At 54.0% G+C, this 16,068-nt stretch carries 17 protein-coding genes; 5 read left to right on the plus strand and 12 right to left on the minus strand.

What is annotated here, in order from left to right; genetic code table 11:
- The 8 genes from TGAM_RS10175 to TGAM_RS10205 form a co-directional block, all read right to left on the minus strand.
- Window positions 1–768: a putative RNA uridine N3 methyltransferase gene (locus TGAM_RS10175; RefSeq protein WP_015859609.1), complete on the minus strand. Its 768-nt coding sequence runs from the start codon at window positions 766–768 to the stop codon at window positions 1–3.
- A 790-nt stretch (window positions 769–1,558) separates the two neighbouring features.
- A complete protein-coding gene (locus tag TGAM_RS10180; RefSeq protein WP_015859610.1) occupies window positions 1,559–2,701 on the minus strand; it encodes an RNA ligase in 1,143 nt (380 codons plus the stop codon).
- A 30-nt stretch (window positions 2,702–2,731) separates the two neighbouring features.
- Window positions 2,732–5,005, minus strand: coding sequence for an NB-ARC domain-containing protein (locus tag TGAM_RS10185; protein ID WP_048811448.1), 2,274 nt, complete (start codon window positions 5,003–5,005; stop codon window positions 2,732–2,734).
- Window positions 5,006–5,063: 58 nt separating this feature from the next.
- Window positions 5,064–5,216, minus strand: a complete 153-nt coding sequence (locus TGAM_RS11310; RefSeq protein ID WP_015859612.1) for a hypothetical protein — start codon at window positions 5,214–5,216, stop codon at window positions 5,064–5,066.
- On the minus strand, window positions 5,213–5,824 hold the full coding sequence (locus TGAM_RS10190; protein WP_048811350.1) for a hypothetical protein: 612 nt from the start codon (window positions 5,822–5,824) through the stop codon (window positions 5,213–5,215). The genes TGAM_RS11310 and TGAM_RS10190 overlap by 4 nt, the downstream gene beginning before the upstream one ends.
- A 5-nt stretch (window positions 5,825–5,829) precedes the next feature.
- The gene (locus tag TGAM_RS10195) at window positions 5,830–7,440 is read right to left on the minus strand and encodes a hypothetical protein (RefSeq protein WP_015859614.1); all 1,611 of its coding nucleotides are present in this window, start codon (window positions 7,438–7,440) and stop codon (window positions 5,830–5,832) included.
- 118 nt (window positions 7,441–7,558) lie between these two features.
- On the minus strand, window positions 7,559–8,107 hold the full coding sequence (locus TGAM_RS10200; RefSeq protein WP_015859615.1) for a 50S ribosomal protein L16: 549 nt from the start codon (window positions 8,105–8,107) through the stop codon (window positions 7,559–7,561).
- 75 nt (window positions 8,108–8,182) lie between these two features.
- On the minus strand, window positions 8,183–9,343 hold the full coding sequence (locus tag TGAM_RS10205) for an MFS transporter (protein WP_015859616.1): 1,161 nt from the start codon (window positions 9,341–9,343) through the stop codon (window positions 8,183–8,185).
- A gap of 161 nt (window positions 9,344–9,504) precedes the next feature.
- Between TGAM_RS10205 and TGAM_RS10210 the strand changes: the two genes are divergently transcribed.
- Window positions 9,505–10,659 carry a pyridoxal-phosphate-dependent aminotransferase family protein gene (locus TGAM_RS10210; RefSeq protein ID WP_015859617.1) on the plus strand — a complete coding sequence of 385 codons (1,155 nt, stop codon included), beginning with the start codon at window positions 9,505–9,507 and terminating at the stop codon, window positions 10,657–10,659.
- A gap of 19 nt (window positions 10,660–10,678) precedes the next feature.
- On the plus strand, window positions 10,679–11,434 hold the full coding sequence (locus TGAM_RS10215) for a hypothetical protein (protein ID WP_015859618.1): 756 nt from the start codon (window positions 10,679–10,681) through the stop codon (window positions 11,432–11,434).
- Here the strand turns inward: TGAM_RS10215 and TGAM_RS10220 are convergent.
- On the minus strand, window positions 11,418–11,999 hold the full coding sequence (locus tag TGAM_RS10220) for a P-loop NTPase family protein (RefSeq protein ID WP_015859619.1): 582 nt from the start codon (window positions 11,997–11,999) through the stop codon (window positions 11,418–11,420). The genes TGAM_RS10215 and TGAM_RS10220 overlap by 17 nt on opposite strands.
- A gap of 220 nt (window positions 12,000–12,219) precedes the next feature.
- Between TGAM_RS10220 and TGAM_RS10225 the strand changes: the two genes are divergently transcribed.
- From TGAM_RS10225 to TGAM_RS10235, 3 genes are read left to right on the plus strand one after another with little or no spacing between them, the layout of a single operon-like run.
- The gene (locus TGAM_RS10225) at window positions 12,220–13,122 is read left to right on the plus strand and encodes an asparagine synthetase A (RefSeq protein WP_015859620.1); all 903 of its coding nucleotides are present in this window, start codon (window positions 12,220–12,222) and stop codon (window positions 13,120–13,122) included.
- Between the two features lie 49 nt (window positions 13,123–13,171).
- Window positions 13,172–13,486, plus strand: coding sequence for a tRNA-binding protein Pbp11 (pbp11, locus tag TGAM_RS10230; RefSeq protein ID WP_015859621.1), 315 nt, complete (start codon window positions 13,172–13,174; stop codon window positions 13,484–13,486).
- 9 nt (window positions 13,487–13,495) lie between these two features.
- Entirely contained in the window at window positions 13,496–14,341 is an 846-nt protein-coding gene (locus TGAM_RS10235; RefSeq protein WP_015859622.1) for a TatD family hydrolase, read from the plus strand.
- 29 nt (window positions 14,342–14,370) lie between these two features.
- Here TGAM_RS10235 and TGAM_RS10240 read toward each other — a convergent pair whose 3' ends face one another.
- The 3 genes from TGAM_RS10240 to rtcA are packed head-to-tail and all read right to left on the minus strand — an operon-like array spanning window position 14,371 to window position 16,026.
- On the minus strand, window positions 14,371–14,775 hold the full coding sequence (locus TGAM_RS10240; protein ID WP_169302032.1) for a type II toxin-antitoxin system VapC family toxin: 405 nt from the start codon (window positions 14,773–14,775) through the stop codon (window positions 14,371–14,373).
- Window positions 14,757–14,945 (minus strand): hypothetical protein, encoded by a 189-nt coding sequence (locus TGAM_RS10245; protein ID WP_015859624.1) that lies wholly within the window; start codon window positions 14,943–14,945, stop codon window positions 14,757–14,759. Before TGAM_RS10245 ends, TGAM_RS10240 begins: the two co-directional genes overlap by 19 nt.
- 46 nt (window positions 14,946–14,991) lie before the next feature.
- Entirely contained in the window at window positions 14,992–16,026 is a 1,035-nt protein-coding gene (gene rtcA, locus TGAM_RS10250; RefSeq protein WP_015859625.1) for an RNA 3'-terminal phosphate cyclase, read from the minus strand.
- Window positions 16,027–16,068 lie beyond the last annotated feature (42 nt).

Here is a 16,068-nt window from a genome sequence, read left to right on the forward strand (position 1 = left end):
TCAATCCCTCCTTATGAGATTGAATATCGCCAGCGTGGCGAGGAGCGCCTCCTCGGTGCGGACGGTTTTAGTTTTCTGATTTGGAATCGTGTTGAGCACGAAGTCAAACTCGTACTCACCGCCGAGGAGCTCCATAACGCCCTTCCTCGGCGAGCCAAAGGCGATACCAACTTCCCCTTCGAGCGGGGGAAGGTTGACCTTTCTCACGTCGCGACCCTTCCGCGAGGTCGCGATTGCCAAATCCAGGTGAGCCTTTTTAAGTGTTTTCGCCAGGGGTTTCCCGCTCAGGTGAACCCTGTAGCCCCAGTACTCAACCGGCTTCGCCGGAACGACCTTGAGGGGCCTCGTTGAGACGACTCTGAACGTTGCCCTGCCCTCAATGTTCCCCTCAACGATTGCCAGCTCGTCGAGCCCGATGTCCGCGTAGATTTTCCTTCCCTTCCGGAAGGCGTAGCCCTCGCGGATTTCCCCAACCTTTGGTTTTCCCTTGAGCTTGTGATGTGGCGTCCTGAGCGGGGGGACGACGCCCACATAGCGGAGCTCTGGCATCAGGGGAAACAGCCTCTTCCTTAGGTACTGCGGTGTTTCCATGTACTCAAGGACCGTTTTTATGAACTTCCCGTCCCTCCCGCCTGCCCTGTAAATCCAGATGTGCTCGACGCCGAAGATTGCGCAGGCCCTCGCAACCTGCCCAACCTTGTACGTTCTGATTTTCGGGTCGTCGGTTTCCTCAAGGAGGGAATCGGGAATGAAGACGTGCCAGGCCATATCTCGCCCCCACTGTCCTCCCTAACCCCAACGCGCTGAAGGGAGCTTATGGAGACTATTTAAAAGGCTTTCGAACCTTGCAACCCTTTTTCGTGATTGGATGTGTGTAATTTTTTTGCAAGGAAACTTTTGCTCTGCAAAAGTTTCATCAAAGTTGTAGCTCCTTATTTGAGAGTCAAATTTTGGAAGATTTTCTTGTTAACTGGCCATTTTGAGTGTGAGAAATCTCCTAGTTGCTTCTTAAGTGGGGTTTAACTTTGGAATCGACACCTGAAGGGCGTCAGAGGAGAACAAACCCATTTTTTTGAAGGATTTTGAGAGTGTTCTCCGTTGAAACGCACCATTTTACAACCAAAATCTGCTCTATTTGAGCCTTTGGACGAGAAGCTACCAACTTTTGGTGAAGTTTTTTCCAAAAGCTTCCCGCGCAAGCGCTGGCGGAAAGTGTTGTGCAGATTTTAAGTGTTTATCTCAAAGCCGTTGAGAATTGAGAGGAGTTCGAGCTTGCGTTTGGTATCGATATAGGACGGACTTTCATCCTCCCTGTGTTCTGTTGTCTCTCATGATCCTTTTCTTCCCGTTCGGCAAGATCATATTGTCTATATCATCAATGTAAGCGCCTGCAATTTTTGATGTACGCTGACCAACCACCACCAACACCAAGCCGAGGAATACCTAGACTTCATCAACTGAATCTCAAGATGAAAAATCAAGGCGCGGGCAAACTTTCGACCTATGAAGATTATCCTCCCCAAGATAATCTCTACTGGGATAATTTTCAAAGCATTGCTCAGTCCACAAATGCCAAACCGTTCCACAGTTCTCTGATCTCACGCGTCGCATCGGGATAAACGCGCTTGAAAGTTATCCTCCAGTAACCGTTTCCGATGTCCTCTATGTCCTCGATGTGGATTTTCACGCCGAGTCTCTCGAAGTGGGTCACCATTTTGTGGGCGGTGCTCACATTTTTCACCCTGACCTTGAAGGTCTCCTCCACTTCCCCACCGCTCGCAACTTCATGGATGCTCTCGACAAACGGCCGGAGGAGGGCCTTGCCGAGGGCCCTCGCGTACTCGTCGAACTCTTCACCCCTGACGCGCTTCTCCGCCAGATAGAATGCCAGCCTCTTGATCCTCTGCATGAAGTACCCGTGTGGCAAGTCAAAGAAGATGCGGGACCCTATTTTGATATCGTTAATGTTGGCATAGGGCGTCACGTACTTCGCTATTTTCCTCATATCGGGTGTCTTCATCACGATGCCCTCCCGTCCCTCCCTGCTGAGCCTTTCGATAAGGTCGTAGAGCTCCTCAATCATTGAACGGTCGTAGAGGCCGAAGACCTCTACCTGTGGAATACCGTACTCCTCGGCGAGTTTATACCTTTCTTCAGCAGGAATGCTCCTCCCAGTTCCTTTTTCCTGGATGTCGAAGAGGAAGAACTGGATGTCCTCCTCAACGTAGGGCGGCCCCTCAACGAGGTAAGGGCTCTCCGGCCCGGCCATCTCCCCAACGAGGACCAGGTTGGGGTAATCCCTGAAGAACTCCTCGTTGATGAAATCGAGTATTCGCTCGGTTGTGAAGGGGCACACAAAACCGCCCCGGGTGAGCGCTAAAATCCTGCCCTTAACTGTGACGACGCGGACGTTGTAGCCGTCAACCTTCTCCTCCACATAGAAGGGCCTTCTCCTGAAGATCCGCCTAATCCCGTTCTCAAGCTGAACAACTCTCTTTATGTGAGGAAATCCGGCGACAACTGTACCGTCTTCGAATACAACGGTTCCCCTCCTAAACCCCCTCGCGGAGTCGCGGAAGCGAACGTATCCAATCCCCTCAAACTCGTCTTCCATAAGGCCGCCTTTTCCCTCGAGAACTTCGAGTCTCCCCTCCGGGAGGCCAAGCTTCAGGAGGAGGTTTCGAAAGATCGAACTGACCATTCTCCCACCGGATGGAATAGGAGACCATCGTTAATAATCCTTATGAATAACTTCCACGTCAAAGACCCTGCCCAGCTCATGTAAGACTGCATCGTACAGCCATTCATACTTCCTCAGATGCTCCCTTCCCCTGCGGAAGTACTCCCCTCCATCAACGCCCATCAGTTCCTTCACCGCACCGAGGAAAATGTACCCAGCCCACGCGAGGGGATAGTTCGTGCTCTGAGCCAGTGCTATCATTTTCTCAGCCGTTTGCTCTGCCTCTTCAAGCTCGCCGAGCCCTATCAGGGAAACCGTCATGTAGGAGAGGGAATCAACGGCCCTACGGTAGTTCTTAATTCTGATGAAGTACTCAGAAGCTTCACCGGCCAGCTCAGCGGCTTTTCCATAAGCGCTCAGGTTGTAGTACGCCTTGGACAGCTCAAAGCGGGCCATGTTAGCGCCAAATGTCAGACCGTTGGCGAGGGCGAGCTCAAGGGCCTGCAGGTAATGCTCAACCCCTTTCTGATACTCTTCCATCTCACAGTACACGTCCCCAACGTGGAAGAGAACTTTAACTTCCCGCTCTGGATCGGGGGGCAAAAGCTTCGAGACCTCCATCTCCCGCATGGCACTCCTCAGGGCCTCGTCCAGATCACCGGTGTAGTACTCGTACTTCGTCCTCTCCATGTGGTACCAGAGCCAGACGAGCGGATCGTTCAGGCTTTCCGCTATGGCCTCGGTTCGTCTGAGGTACTCATTGGCCTTTTCGAACTCATTCTTCTCGATGTAGAGGTCGCTGAGATAGCTCAGCACGTTGGCGAGATGAATTCCTCCCAACCTATCGAGAACCTTCAGCCACAACTCCTCCGCCCTATCAAAGAAGCCCCTCTGGAAATGCACCTCGGCGATCTCGGAATCAACGTAAGGGTTGCCCTCAGCCTCGCTCAGAACCCTCAGGTAAGCTATCGGGAAGTCAACTATGAGGTGTCTGAACCTTCGTATCCTCATCTCGGTCAGATCCTTAAGCCGCTCAAGCCTTCCGGACCGGATCGTGTACCTGAAGGCTTTTATGAAGTCGTCCGGGGAGTTTTTGGAAAGTAGGTACTCCGCGTACTTGAGGTAGTACCCACCCTCATCCCCGTGAATGCCCTTCATTGCGAGGCCGCGTATCAGGTCGTGGAGGAAGTAACTCTCACCGCTCCTCTCCACCAGCCCCTTCCGCAGGAGAGAGTAAAGGACAGAAAAGGCGTTTTTCTTTCCGTAAAGCCTCTTGATGGCCTCATATTCAAGGGGTTCATTAAAAAGAGCCATGAGCGAGAGCATTTCCCTTTCGTCGTCGGTTAACGAATCGTAAGCCTCTGCGAAAATCATATCGAAGAAATTCGTTACGTCCCCGGGAGTTCCCTTTCTGGCCTCAGCGAACAGGTTGAGGGCAAGGGGGTGTCCTCTGGTTACGCCGTAGAGTCTTGCAAACTCCTCGGGCTCCATTTCAACGCCCTTGCTCCTCAACAGCTCGTAAGCATCCCCTGGTTCAAGGCCCTTGAGGTGTAAATAAAGAACGCCATCCCAGAGACCGAGGTTCGGCCTCTCTCGCGAGAGGAGCACGAGCTTTCCGCTTCTTAACCTTGAGGAGAGGAACGAGACGAGCCTCATAATCACGTCATCGCGGCACTTGTGGAAGTCATCGAAGACGATTTTTGCCCTTGTCTCCTCAACCCCTTCTAGGACGAGCTCGAAGATCGCCCGCTCTTCCCTGTTGCCGCTCCTAAGGTAATCAAGGAGGAGATGATAACCCCTCGTGTTGAGGAACAGCCCGAGCTGCCAGGCCAAGTAATCGAAGCTGTCTACCTCACTCAGCTGATACCAGAAAGCGTCCCCAAAGACCTTAGCCGCCAGACTTGTCTTTCCTATACCTGCTATTCCATATATCACGATGATGCTCTCCCCCGCGGAGGCAAGCTTGGAGATCTCCGATCGCCTGCCAACGAAGAGGCCAATCCGGGGAAGCCTGCCCTCAAGCAGGGGGACTTCGTAGCGAACGCGATCTGCCGTCTGGAGCACTACACCCCCGGGTTCAAAACTTATCCTGAGCTCGCTAACTTTGAGAGAGTAAACCCTGACGTTCCGTCCCCTTATCCTGATCCACCTTCCTTCCACCAGCCCGAGACGCTCCAGCAGTCTAAGTCGCCTCGACACGTCGGTCTCGTCCTTCTGAAGGATACGGGCGAGCTCGCGCGGGTTAAATGAACCTGACTTGAGTATAGAGAGTATCTGAAGGTTTGTTTCGTTGGATATGAGCCTCAACATCTTCACTGTGTCCATCGAGGACACCTTGATCTCCTTACGCGTTCAAACTACTTATGGGTATCGAAAAAGAAGATCAGCGGGGACGCTCCTCCATCGCGTCCCTGATCTGCTTCATTATGAAGGTCTCTTCCGCCCGGAGCACTTTCACGACGACCTCCCTGCTGAGATTGGTCTCCCTCACTATGTAATCGACCAGCTCCCTCCTGACCCTCGCCAGCATGTTCACCCCCTCTTGGGGAAGTTGAGGATCGCAAGGCCAACGAGAGAGAGGGCAACAAGGCCGAGGTACACCGGGTTCCTTTCGCTTCCCGATGGAAGCTCGTACTTAACGATCCCGTCCTCGAACTTGATGTTCTTAGCCCCCTTCGGCAGGACGAGGGTTATAGTTTCAACGAGTCTGCCCTGACCGCCCAGTATGGGCTCAACGGTCGTCAGTACCAGGGTGTTCCCGTTCTGGGCGGAGAGCGTCGTGTCCTTGTCCCCAATCCTTATCTCCCAGTGGGATCCCCCGTTGATCGCCGCCCCCAGCATCGTGTACGTGGAAGTGATCCTGTTGTTCGTGTCGTCCCATTCGATCTTCATCCCCTCGTACTGGGCGTCCGTCCTCTTGTTTTCAAACTCCCTTTTCAGCATGTAGGTTGTGGGGTAGCTCTGCTTCATCTGGAGGTAGAGGTTCGGAGTGAACTTCCAGGCTTCCTCAACCCGAGCGTTGCCGGCTTCATCCACTACCATCTTCATCGTGCCGTCTATCTTGTACTCAACGATCTTAACGTCCTGGGCAACTGCAAGAGGAACGATCAGGAGCAGGAGTAGAAAGACAAGGAGCCACCTCATCCCCATCACCTCAGCCTGAACGTGCTAACTATCTCCTCACCAAGCCGATTGTACTGGTCGTTGTTCCTCGGGAAGGAGTAGACGACGGCAAAGCCAATACCGTTGGCGGTGAAGTAGCGGGCAACGGCCGCATAATCCCCCTGATCAGAGGACAGCGAGTAAAGAACCGTGTAAACGTCCATCCCCGCTATGGTCGACTGCGTTTCCTGCCTGGCGTTTACCTCAATGCCCCCCTGGGCAAGACTGTCCTCAAAGGCGTTCACCATATCCTCCACGCCAACTCCCTGGAAGTAGAGTACCATGAACTCGAAGTTCCCATCCTGGCTGACGAGATAAACCATGCCCTCATATTTATCCGGTGCTCCCCAGTCAGCGGGGTACTGGAACGAGAAGTACTGACCTGAATAGGTTGCCCACCCCTGACCTCCGTTTCCACCGTTGCCTCCAGCGTTTCCTCCGGTATTACCGTTGTTCTCCCCGGTGTTCTGGTTTCCAGCGTTTCCACCGTTGTTCTGATGGAGGCTTATCCCCCACTTGGTCAGCACATCCGCAGGGAGCCCCGGGAGCTCGGGGGGAACAACACCCGAGGAATGGAGGGATGCAACGTCTATTATGAAGTGGGGCCCGCTCATCGCCGTCTGCCAGCTCTTCTGAACGCCAACCTGGACGGCCTCTTGGAAAGATGCACCGTCGTTTATCGCAGTCGCCTCCACCGGCACGATGCTTCCGCTGGGAAGCTTGATCAGAGGAAAGGCATGCCCCGGGATCAGAACGATGTAAGCCTTCAACCCCTGCGACATGGCCAGCGAAGCGAACCACAGTGCGAGATCTATACACGTCCCGCTCTTGTCCCGTATCACGTCCCTGGGAAACATTATGTGCTCGGAGAACTTTCCGGTCCAGTAGCCCTCGGCCTCGGTCTTGTATGAAAAGCCGTTCACTCTCGCCAGCTCCCACATGCCGCTGAGGCTCTTTATGGCCTCCTCATCGCTCAAGCTGGCTCCAGCACCCCCCGCCAGTTTGTTTCCTAAGTCTGCGAACTCCCTTACCACCGGATCGCTGGGAGTTACCCACGCGGCCAAGAGGGGAGCGTTGCTGAAGGTGTCGTAAAAGCTTCCTGTGCTTTCCTCGGGAGCGAGGGAAGAGAACACGAAGTCGTTCACGCCGAGTATTGTCAGGGGCTTGGTTACACTCTCCTCCCGGGTTCTCCCGTTCACCTCATAGGTTATGGTTATCCTCAGGTTCGAAGGGGTTGCGGCCGTTAACTTCGTGACCTCACTCGACAGTATCGGATAGTAGAAGTCAACGACCGCTCCCCCCGGCACGAGGACTGGGTAACTCTTCACGGACTCTGAAGCGTAGTTGTCTATCGAATACCTGATCTGGATGTTCCTTATCGGTCCATCCCCTGTGTTCCGGAGAACTACTTTAGCAACCCAGAAGCCGAGTTTTGGATTGCCGTATACCTTGTAGGCACCCGACATTATCTGCTCAAGGCTGTAAACCTTGTACTCAAGCCTTCCCTTTCCCTTCCCACCAAAGGCGCCGACGTAGCCGGCCAAACCAAAAATCAAGAGGAGCACCAAAACCACCGAACCTATAACCCTGGGGTTCATAGCATCACCGGTCCAGAATAGGGCATCAAAGTACTTACGGCGTTGGTTTGAGAAAAATCGTCAAACCCAAACAGGGCAAGGGAGAAGACAGAAAACGCAAAAAGAAGTGGAGAAACGTTCAGCGCTTCATCGTGGAGAGGACTTTCGTTGTTACGTCGTTTCCTTCCCTGTCGTAAATCCTGTAGTAAGCACTGTATGGCAGCTTCATCTTGGCCCTGTGCATGGCACCGAGGGCGAACTTAAGGTGCTGCTCGTTCACCCAGACGGTGAGTATCTTCTGATCCTTCTTTACGCGAGCGGCGAGCCCGATCGGCTTTCCGAAGGGCCTGCGCATACCGTTTCCGTAACGGTCGGCCTTCCTTCCGGTGGCCATCGGGTTCTCACGGAGCACCTGGAACGGGTAAACGCGAATCTTGAAGTGGTAGTTGCTCCTGCCGACGTTCTTCTGGAGGTACCTGTTGACCTGAATACGAATCGCCTCGAGGGCGTTCTGCCTTATCTGCATGGCCTGCTCGGCGTGGAGGCTGACCTCGTATTCAAACTCGGCCGAGAGGTTGCCCATGTCGAATATCGTTATCTTCGGTCCCGGGGCACCGCGTATGTATTCCCTCCTCGTGTAAGCGGGCTTGTCAACGTCCCTATCGATCTTCGCCGGTCTAAGTCCCATAATCTCACCTCCAAATGAGCGTGAACCAGAGCCTAAACTTAGGCGAGTTGAGACCCTTATAAAAGTTTTGGACGTTCATATATCTTTCACCTTCGTCCCTTCGATTATCAACCCGAGCGAGAAGGGTAGAAACGTCAGGAGCGCAAGGTTCAGGGTCAGCCCGACGTTCACCTCTCCTAGCGAGTACGCTATGCCGAAGAGCATTCCTCCAATGAAAGTCGAGAGGTTCTGGACGGCGTTTACCCCACCTATCGCGAGCGATGAGCGGTGGTAGCTCGCCAGAACTTTCCTCGAAATAGGTCTGAAGCTCTGGAAGGCGAAGAGGGCAAAGAATATCCCGAGGAAGACCGTAGGGGCCGTCTTTATCGAGGCCAAAATCGGTGATATTCCCGCGAGAAGGGCGGTGAGCTTTACCATCCTCGCCTCGCTTCTAACATCAGCAACCCACGAGACGAAGTAGCTGAGCAACGCCGAGAGGAAGCTAACCCAGCCGAGTAAAACGGCAGTCCTCTGCTTGTCGAGGTTCAGAGCCTCTGAGACGTAGACGTACGTTATCTCGCCCGAGGTGAAGGCCACTATAACCGCCATCAGAGAGGCGATTGTTAAAACCCTCCCCGGGTTTAAGCTCGGCTTCTCGCTCTCAGGTGTTTTCTTCTTCCTCGGCGTTATCAGGTCGAAGAGGAGGTAGTAGCTGAGGAGCATTATAAAACCCGTCAGGACGAAGAACGTCGAAGAAATCCACATCTGGCCGGCTAAACCGAGCCCAACCGTGTAGGCGTAGACGTAGTTGCCGAGAAGCGAAGCGATGCTCCCGAAGAAGAAATAAACCGCAGTGACGCGCGCCCTTATCTCCTTCGGTGTCGTTACTGCCAAAACGAACTGGGCCATCGGCCAGCTTATCCCGTTGAGGAAGCCGTTGAGGAGCTTTATCCCCACGACCTGGGGCCAGGTTGAGGTCAGCGGGTAGAGCTGAACAGCTATTGCGTTCCCCATCATGGCAATAGCGCCGAGGTAGACGAGTTTCTTGCCCCTCTCAAGGATGAGACCACCGAGGACGGAGGAGAAGGCCCTCGCGAGGACGAACGACATCGAGACGAGGGAAACGGCGAACATGCTCGCCCTGAGTATGTCGCGCGTGTAGAAGGCTATCGCAGGTGTAGCCAGACGGAAGGCTATCGTTCCGGTGAAGGCTGAGAATATGAGGAGCAGTATTCCCGCGAGCCGTCTCCGTTCCATTAGACCACCTTCTGAGCGTTATGTGCTTGACTTAAAAGATTTGGCCCCCGAAAGTTTTTCGAAAACCTAACCGATTGGTGCGTTTAGTTTCAGGTTTACGATGTCCTACCCGAACGAAGGCTTTTTACAGGGATAGGTTAACACGGCTTGAGGTGATTGTAATGGAGCTCCGCTTCGACATGCAGTATGAGGACGCTTACAGGGAAGTCTACGAGATGGTGAAGCCGAGGTACAAGCTCTTCACCGCTGGCCCGGTTGCCTGCTTCCCCGAGGTTCTCGCGATAATGAGCGTGCAGATGTTCAGCCACCGCTCGGCCGAGGCGAAGGCCGTTCACGTTGACACCCTCGAGAGACTCAAGAAGTTCCTTGAGGCTGACAGTGGCGAAATAATTCTCTTCCCGAGCTCGGGAACGGGCTTTATGGAGTCGGCCGTCAGGAACGCCGTCCCGCGCGGTGGAAAGGTCCTCGTCACAATCATCGGCGCCTTCGGAAAGCGCTTCGCAGACGTCGTCGAGGCCAACGGGAGGAAGGCGGTAATATTTGAGAAGGAGCCAGGACAGGCCGTTAAGCCCGAGGAGCTCGACGAGGCTTTGAGAAAGAACCCCGACGTCCACGCGGTCACGATAACCTACAACGAGACCTCGACCGGTGTCCTCAACCCGCTCCCCGAGCTGGCCAAAGTGGTTCACGAGCACGACAAGCTACTCTTCGTTGACGCCGTCTCGGCAATGGGCGGAGCGGACATAAAGTTCGACGAGTGGGGCATCGACCTCGTCTTCGCGAGCAGTCAGAAGGCCTTCGGCGTCCCGCCGGGACTCGCGGTTGCGGCGGTCAGCGAGCGCGTCTTCGAGATAGCCGAGAAGATGCCCGAGCGCGGCTGGTACTTCGACCTACCGCTCTACAGGAAGTTCAACGAGAAGAAGAAGGGAACACCTTCAACGCCACCGCTCCCGCAGATATTCGGCCTCAACGTCGTTCTCAGGATAATCGAGAAGATGGGCGGCAAAGAGGCCTGGCTCGACATGTACAGGAAGAGGAGCGAGATTATACGCGAGGGAGTCAAGGAGATGGGTCTCGGAATTTTAGCTGAACCGGGCTACGAAAGCCCGACGATAACTGCCGTTGTCGTCCCTGAGGGAATGAAGGGAATAGATGTTTACAACGCCATGCGCGAGCGCGGTTTCGAGTTGGCTAAAGGCTACGGAAGCGTCGCTGAGAAGACCTTCAGGATTGGAAACATGGGTTACATGACCTTCGATGACATCCGCGAGATGCTCGACAACCTCAGGGAAGTCATAGAAAAGCTTAAGGCCTGATTTCTCTTTCTTTTCAACTATGCGGAGGAGAACGGTTCTGGTAGTCCTGTGGCTTATCGGAAACGTCCTCGTCTTCTGGGCAGTTGCCTTAACAGCGAGCGGTTACTCCTTAGAGGGGTACCTTCCCTGGGAGAGCTCCAAGGTTTTTACTTACTCCCCGGTTCTCCACTCCAAGCCCGGCGACAAGCCGACTGAAATCCTCTACATGGTCGGGCGGAACGGCGAGCTGTACTATTACATCGTCTGGCGCGACGAGTACTTCAGCAACTCCCTAATAGACAAGCTTTACCGCCTCATGAGGGGCCTAATCTACGGCACCAGCGAGGACGTCGAGGTATTTGGGGTGGTTCCTGAGAACAGTTCGTTTTACTTTCAGACCTACGGCCACTCCTCCGTTCACGGGAAGATACTTCCAGACGGCTCGTGCCTGTGGTCTGAACGCGGGCTGACGATTCCCAACTGCACCGTTAACGGAACCCATGTGAAGCTCTACGTGGTCACGTGGAATCATATGCTCTCACTTCTTCCCGAGAACGACACCGTGCAGGTTTTCCCAGAGATGAGACACATGACTCCCGAGGACTATGTAGCGCTTGGCATGGTCAAGCGAACGAAGTACAGCATCGCGGGTATAGCCTTCAACTCGCTAACAGCATCTCTTGTAGTCACGGTTCTCCTGAACATTATTCTCTTTGTCCTCTTGAGGCGGTGGCTCCTCTTAAGAAGAGGAAGAAAAAACCTGAGAAGCCGCTTGCTATTTAGACGAGAGGTTTGAGCTCCCCGTTCTCTATTTTGTAAATCCTGTTTATCTTCTTCATTCCCGTTCTCCAGTCCCTCTTCAGCTCGACGAGGACGTCGAAGCGGTCGAAGGTCTTCTCGTCTATACCGAGCCAGTGCATAACCTCGGCCTTGAGGTCGTCGGTCATGGCCAGCGAGGTGACGATGAAGGCGTAGTCGTCTATCAGCTCGTCCAGAATCCTCGGGACGCTGACCGTGTGGAGGGTGTCTATTACCACGTAGTCAGGGCCGAGCTTTCTGAGCTTCTCAATGACTTCTTCCGTCCTTTCATCCGTCGAGCGCCGGTCGAAGGCAGTATCAATGACCTCGATGTTCGGCTTGAAGGGCTTGAATTCGCCGTAGGCAGTTACTACCGCTACCTTCCAGTCGTCGGGCACGTAGTGGAGTAGCGCTTCCACGAGCTTCGTCTTTCCGCTCCTGCTCGTTCCGACGATTAGTATGTCCTTCCTTCCGAGAACCTCTTCCCTCAGGAGCTCCATCTGCTCGGGCCTTGCCGAGCCGTAGCGTATCAAATCCTCGGGCTTGAAGATGTAGACGCCCATTCGCTTCACCGTAGGTAGTTCTCGCCGGGGGTTATAATTCTGCCGTTCGAGTGGTTGTGCCTTTGAAATTCTTCTTTGATGTTATGACATCATATTTTGTATTTTCTTGTCATCTTCTCGTGAATTTCCTGGAAATTTCATCATTTTTGGCGAAAATTCAAAATTTTCTGCACAAAGGCAATAAACCCGAAGGCACTCTGACGAAAATTGGGTGATTGATATGAACGCTCTCCAAATTGTAAGCAGGAAAATTGACCCGATCGCCGAGGTTCAGACGAGGGCTATAACTTATCTCACCGGCGAGCTGTCGAGGAAAGGCTTCCGCTGGTTGCTACCGGTGATGCTCAGCTCGATAACCGACCCGCTCTGGCCCGAGCCTTCCTCCGAGGAGGCCCTGAGACCGCCGGAGGTCGAGGTCTACGGGGAAAAGCTCAGGCTGATGCATAGTATGATACTCCACAAGCAGATGGCCGTCGCGATGGGGATAGATAAGCTCTTCGTCCTCTCTCCAAACGTGAGGCTTGAGAGCCGTTTGGCTGACGACGGAAGGCACGCCTACGAGTTCACCCAGCTCGACTTCGAAATTGCCCGCGCGAGCATGGACGACGTTATGGGCCTGATAGAAGAGCTCATCGTCGGCCTGTTCCGCGAGTTGAGACCGTTCGTCTGGGAGTCCTTCGAGAGGGAGCTTCCAAAGCCGAGGAGGCCCTTCAAACGCTTCACCCTTGAGGAAATCCTCGAAGAGTTCGGGAGCGAGGAAGAGGCGAGCAGAGAAATGGGAGAGCCCTTCTGGATAACGGGGATCCCGAGGGAGTTCTACGACAGGGAAGTTGACGGAATCTGGAGAAACTACGACCTCTATTTGCCTGAAGGCTACGGCGAGGTTTCGAGCGGTGGCGAGCGGGAGTGGGAGTACGAGAAGATACTGGCCAAGATACGCTCGGCCGGTCTGAGCGAGGAGGCCTTCAGGCCGTACCTTGAGGTGGCCAAGGCCGGTCTCCTTAGGCCCAGCGCGGGAGCCGGAATCGGCGTCGAGAGGCTAATCCGCTACATCGTCGGAGCGAAACACATAGCCGAAGTCCAGCCCTTCCCGAGGATTCCGGGTGTTCCGGCGGTCATCTGATTCTCGAATCCTTTTTATTGTGGTTTTCTCAAATTCTCTCGGTGGGAACATGGGGTTGTTCGATTTTCTGAGAAGGCCGAGGAAAGGTGAATCCAGAGAGTTCATAGCGTCGAGGAAACCGGTCGCGAAGTTCAGGGTGGAACAGATCCTTAACGTCCTCGGCAGGGAGACGCTGATTGGAACCGTTGAGGGGATAATATACCCCGGCTACAAGGTCAAAGGGCGGAGCATCGCCCTAATCCGAGAAATCCAGAAGGAGCGGAAAAAGGTTGACTTCGCGGTTGACGGCGACAGGGTCGCGCTAATTCTTGAGGGGAAGACAAACGCTAAAAAAGGCGACGTCCTCGCGGTCTACCAGTCGTGAGGTGGGAGCATGATAATCCTCGACGACCACTTCCACGTTGACCCCTTCAAGGGCCTCTTCCTCGAGGCGGTGAAGCAGTTTCACAGGGCTGGAGGAACGCACCTGATGGTCGTCTACAAGACGGCCCACGACTACGGCTTTCCTGGTCTGAAGGCAGAGGACTTCATGAAGGCGATGGACTTTCACATCGAGCTCGTCGAGAGGATAAATCGTGAGACGCCCGTTAAGGCCTTCGCGGTGGTCGGCGTCCACCCAGCGGAGTTCGTCTATCTGGCAGAGCAGAAGGGCCTTGAATATGCCAAAAACGAGGTCATGAGGGCCCTCGAATATGCCCAGAAGCTCTGCCTCGAAGGCAAGGCCGTTGCAATAGGAGAGATAGGCAGGCCACACTACGAGGTTCCGCCTGAGATATGGAACGCCAGCATAGAGCTCATGAAGTACGGGATGAGCCTCGCCAAAGATGCCGACTGCGCGGTTCAGCTCCACACCGAGAGCTTCGACGAGGAGAAGTTCAGGGAGCTTGGAAGGTATGTAAGGGAAGTAGAGATAAAGCCTTACAAGGTCGTCAAGCATTTTTCCCCACCGCTCGTGAAAGTGGCCGAAGAAGTCGGCGTCTTTCCGAGCATAATAGCGAGCAGGAAGAACATTGAGGAGGCGATAAAGCAGGGCAACCGCTTCATGATGGAGACGGACTACATAGACGACAAAAGACGGCCGGGAGCGGTTCTCGGCCCGAAGACAGTTCCGAGAAGAACGAAGGCCTTCCTCCAGAACGGCCTGTTCACCGAGGAGGACGTCTACAAAATCCACGTCGAGAACCCGAGGAAGGTCTACGGGGTGGAGATGGAGGAGTAAAGCTTAGGAGATGTCTGCAGGGCAGGAGGTCACTGCTTTTTATCTACCTTTTCAAAGGGGTTGTATATTCTCAGTCCTTCAATCCTCTTAAAGTCTTTAACGTTCCTCGTGACGAGAGTTAAATTGTGAACGAGTGCCGTCGCCGCTATAACTGCATCCGGGAGCTTTATACTAACCCTTCGCCTGAGTTCAATGGCAACGTCTCCTATCTCATCAGTGAGTGGTATGACGTTTGCGAAGCTTATGAACTCCTTTGACTTTTCAAAACCCTCTTGAGTGTGTCCTTTCCAGCCAAGGAACTCTATTTTTGTGATTATGGAGACGTTGAAGCTTCCTCTAAGGATTTCCTCAATCGTTGGAAGTTCCTCTTTAGGAATGGCGTCCGCAAGGTAGTAGATGAGAATGTTGGTGTCAATCAAAAATCTCTCTCCCATTCCTCCCTCAGCTCCCTGAGGCTCTTCTCAAGGTCCTTCTTGCCCTTATAAATACCCCTATATCTTGACGGATCAAAGAGCTCGCCCTTAACTTTCTCCCAAAGTTCTGGCGGTATTATCACACCCTTAATTCGTCCATGCTCATCGTATATATACTCAACACCTTCCATTCTCTCACCATCATTACTAAGAACTGTGGCATATTTAACCCCTTCGTCAGACCTCCGCCTTCCTTACCACCCTCACAACCCCGGGCTCTCCGATTTCTCCCTCGACTTCGAAAGTTCTACCCAAAAACCGCTCCACGACCCAGACATTGGTGACGAGGTGGTTCGTGATTTCTGCAACGCCTATCTCTCCGCCCGCGAAGGCCAGGAACGGTATCAGCTGGTCGCCGAGGAACCTGTCAACGGCCTTCCTCGGCGTCAGTTGCTCAATCAGCTCTTCAGCGGCTTCCCTGCCGACTACCTCTGCCGGCTTTCCGCGCTTTCCGAGGGCGTCTCCAGCTAACCTAAGCGAGTCCGTCTCGGCCCAAACCACTATTCCGCTTCCGGGCCCAAGAGAACGTGATACTTCAGTCTCTATCTCAACAGGGGCATTGAAAAACTCTCTCAATCTCTCCTCCGCCGATTTCGCCTGCCTCTCCGCGACGTGGGCCGGTAAATTTGTCGCGTGGCTTATCCCGGCGAAGCTATCTACTTTATTCCACTCAAGGGCAACGAGGGGCTTTTTACTCTCCCAGGGTTCAACACTTCCCGTGACAAGGCCACCACCCTTAGGGTAGTGCCCCCTCCTCTTGAGCTCAATCTCTGCCCTCAGGCCCATCTTTTCGAGCGCGAAGAGCGTAACGTTCCTCAGGTAGTCAACCGGCGGGCTCCAGGGCACGTCGGTTCCGCCTGTTATCTCGAAACTTCCGCCGATGAAAGCCATCGCAGGAAGCAGCGCCTGGAGGACGAGCGTTATACTACCTGCCGTCTTTATAGGGACTTTGACGTGCTTCGGCTCGGCCCTTCCGGGAACGAACTCGAGGACCGTAGAGCCAACTTTTGCCCCCTTAACCCTCGCGTTGCTCAGCTCTTTGAGTGCTAAAATCCCGTGCAGGTGCTGGGGCCTTAGCCCGGGGTTCGGGCGGTTTGCCCTTATCCTGTGAATCCTCACCGGCTTCCCTGTGATTACAGACAGGGCTACGGCCGTTCTGAGTATCTGTCCCCCTCCCTCGCCGTACGAGCCGTCTATCTCAACCCACTCCATTCTCCCACCCTAATGCAGTTTCACAATAGCCTAAAAACGTTA

Source organism: Thermococcus gammatolerans EJ3 (assembly GCF_000022365.1).
Taxonomy (GTDB): Archaea; Methanobacteriota_B; Thermococci; order Thermococcales; family Thermococcaceae; genus Thermococcus; species Thermococcus gammatolerans.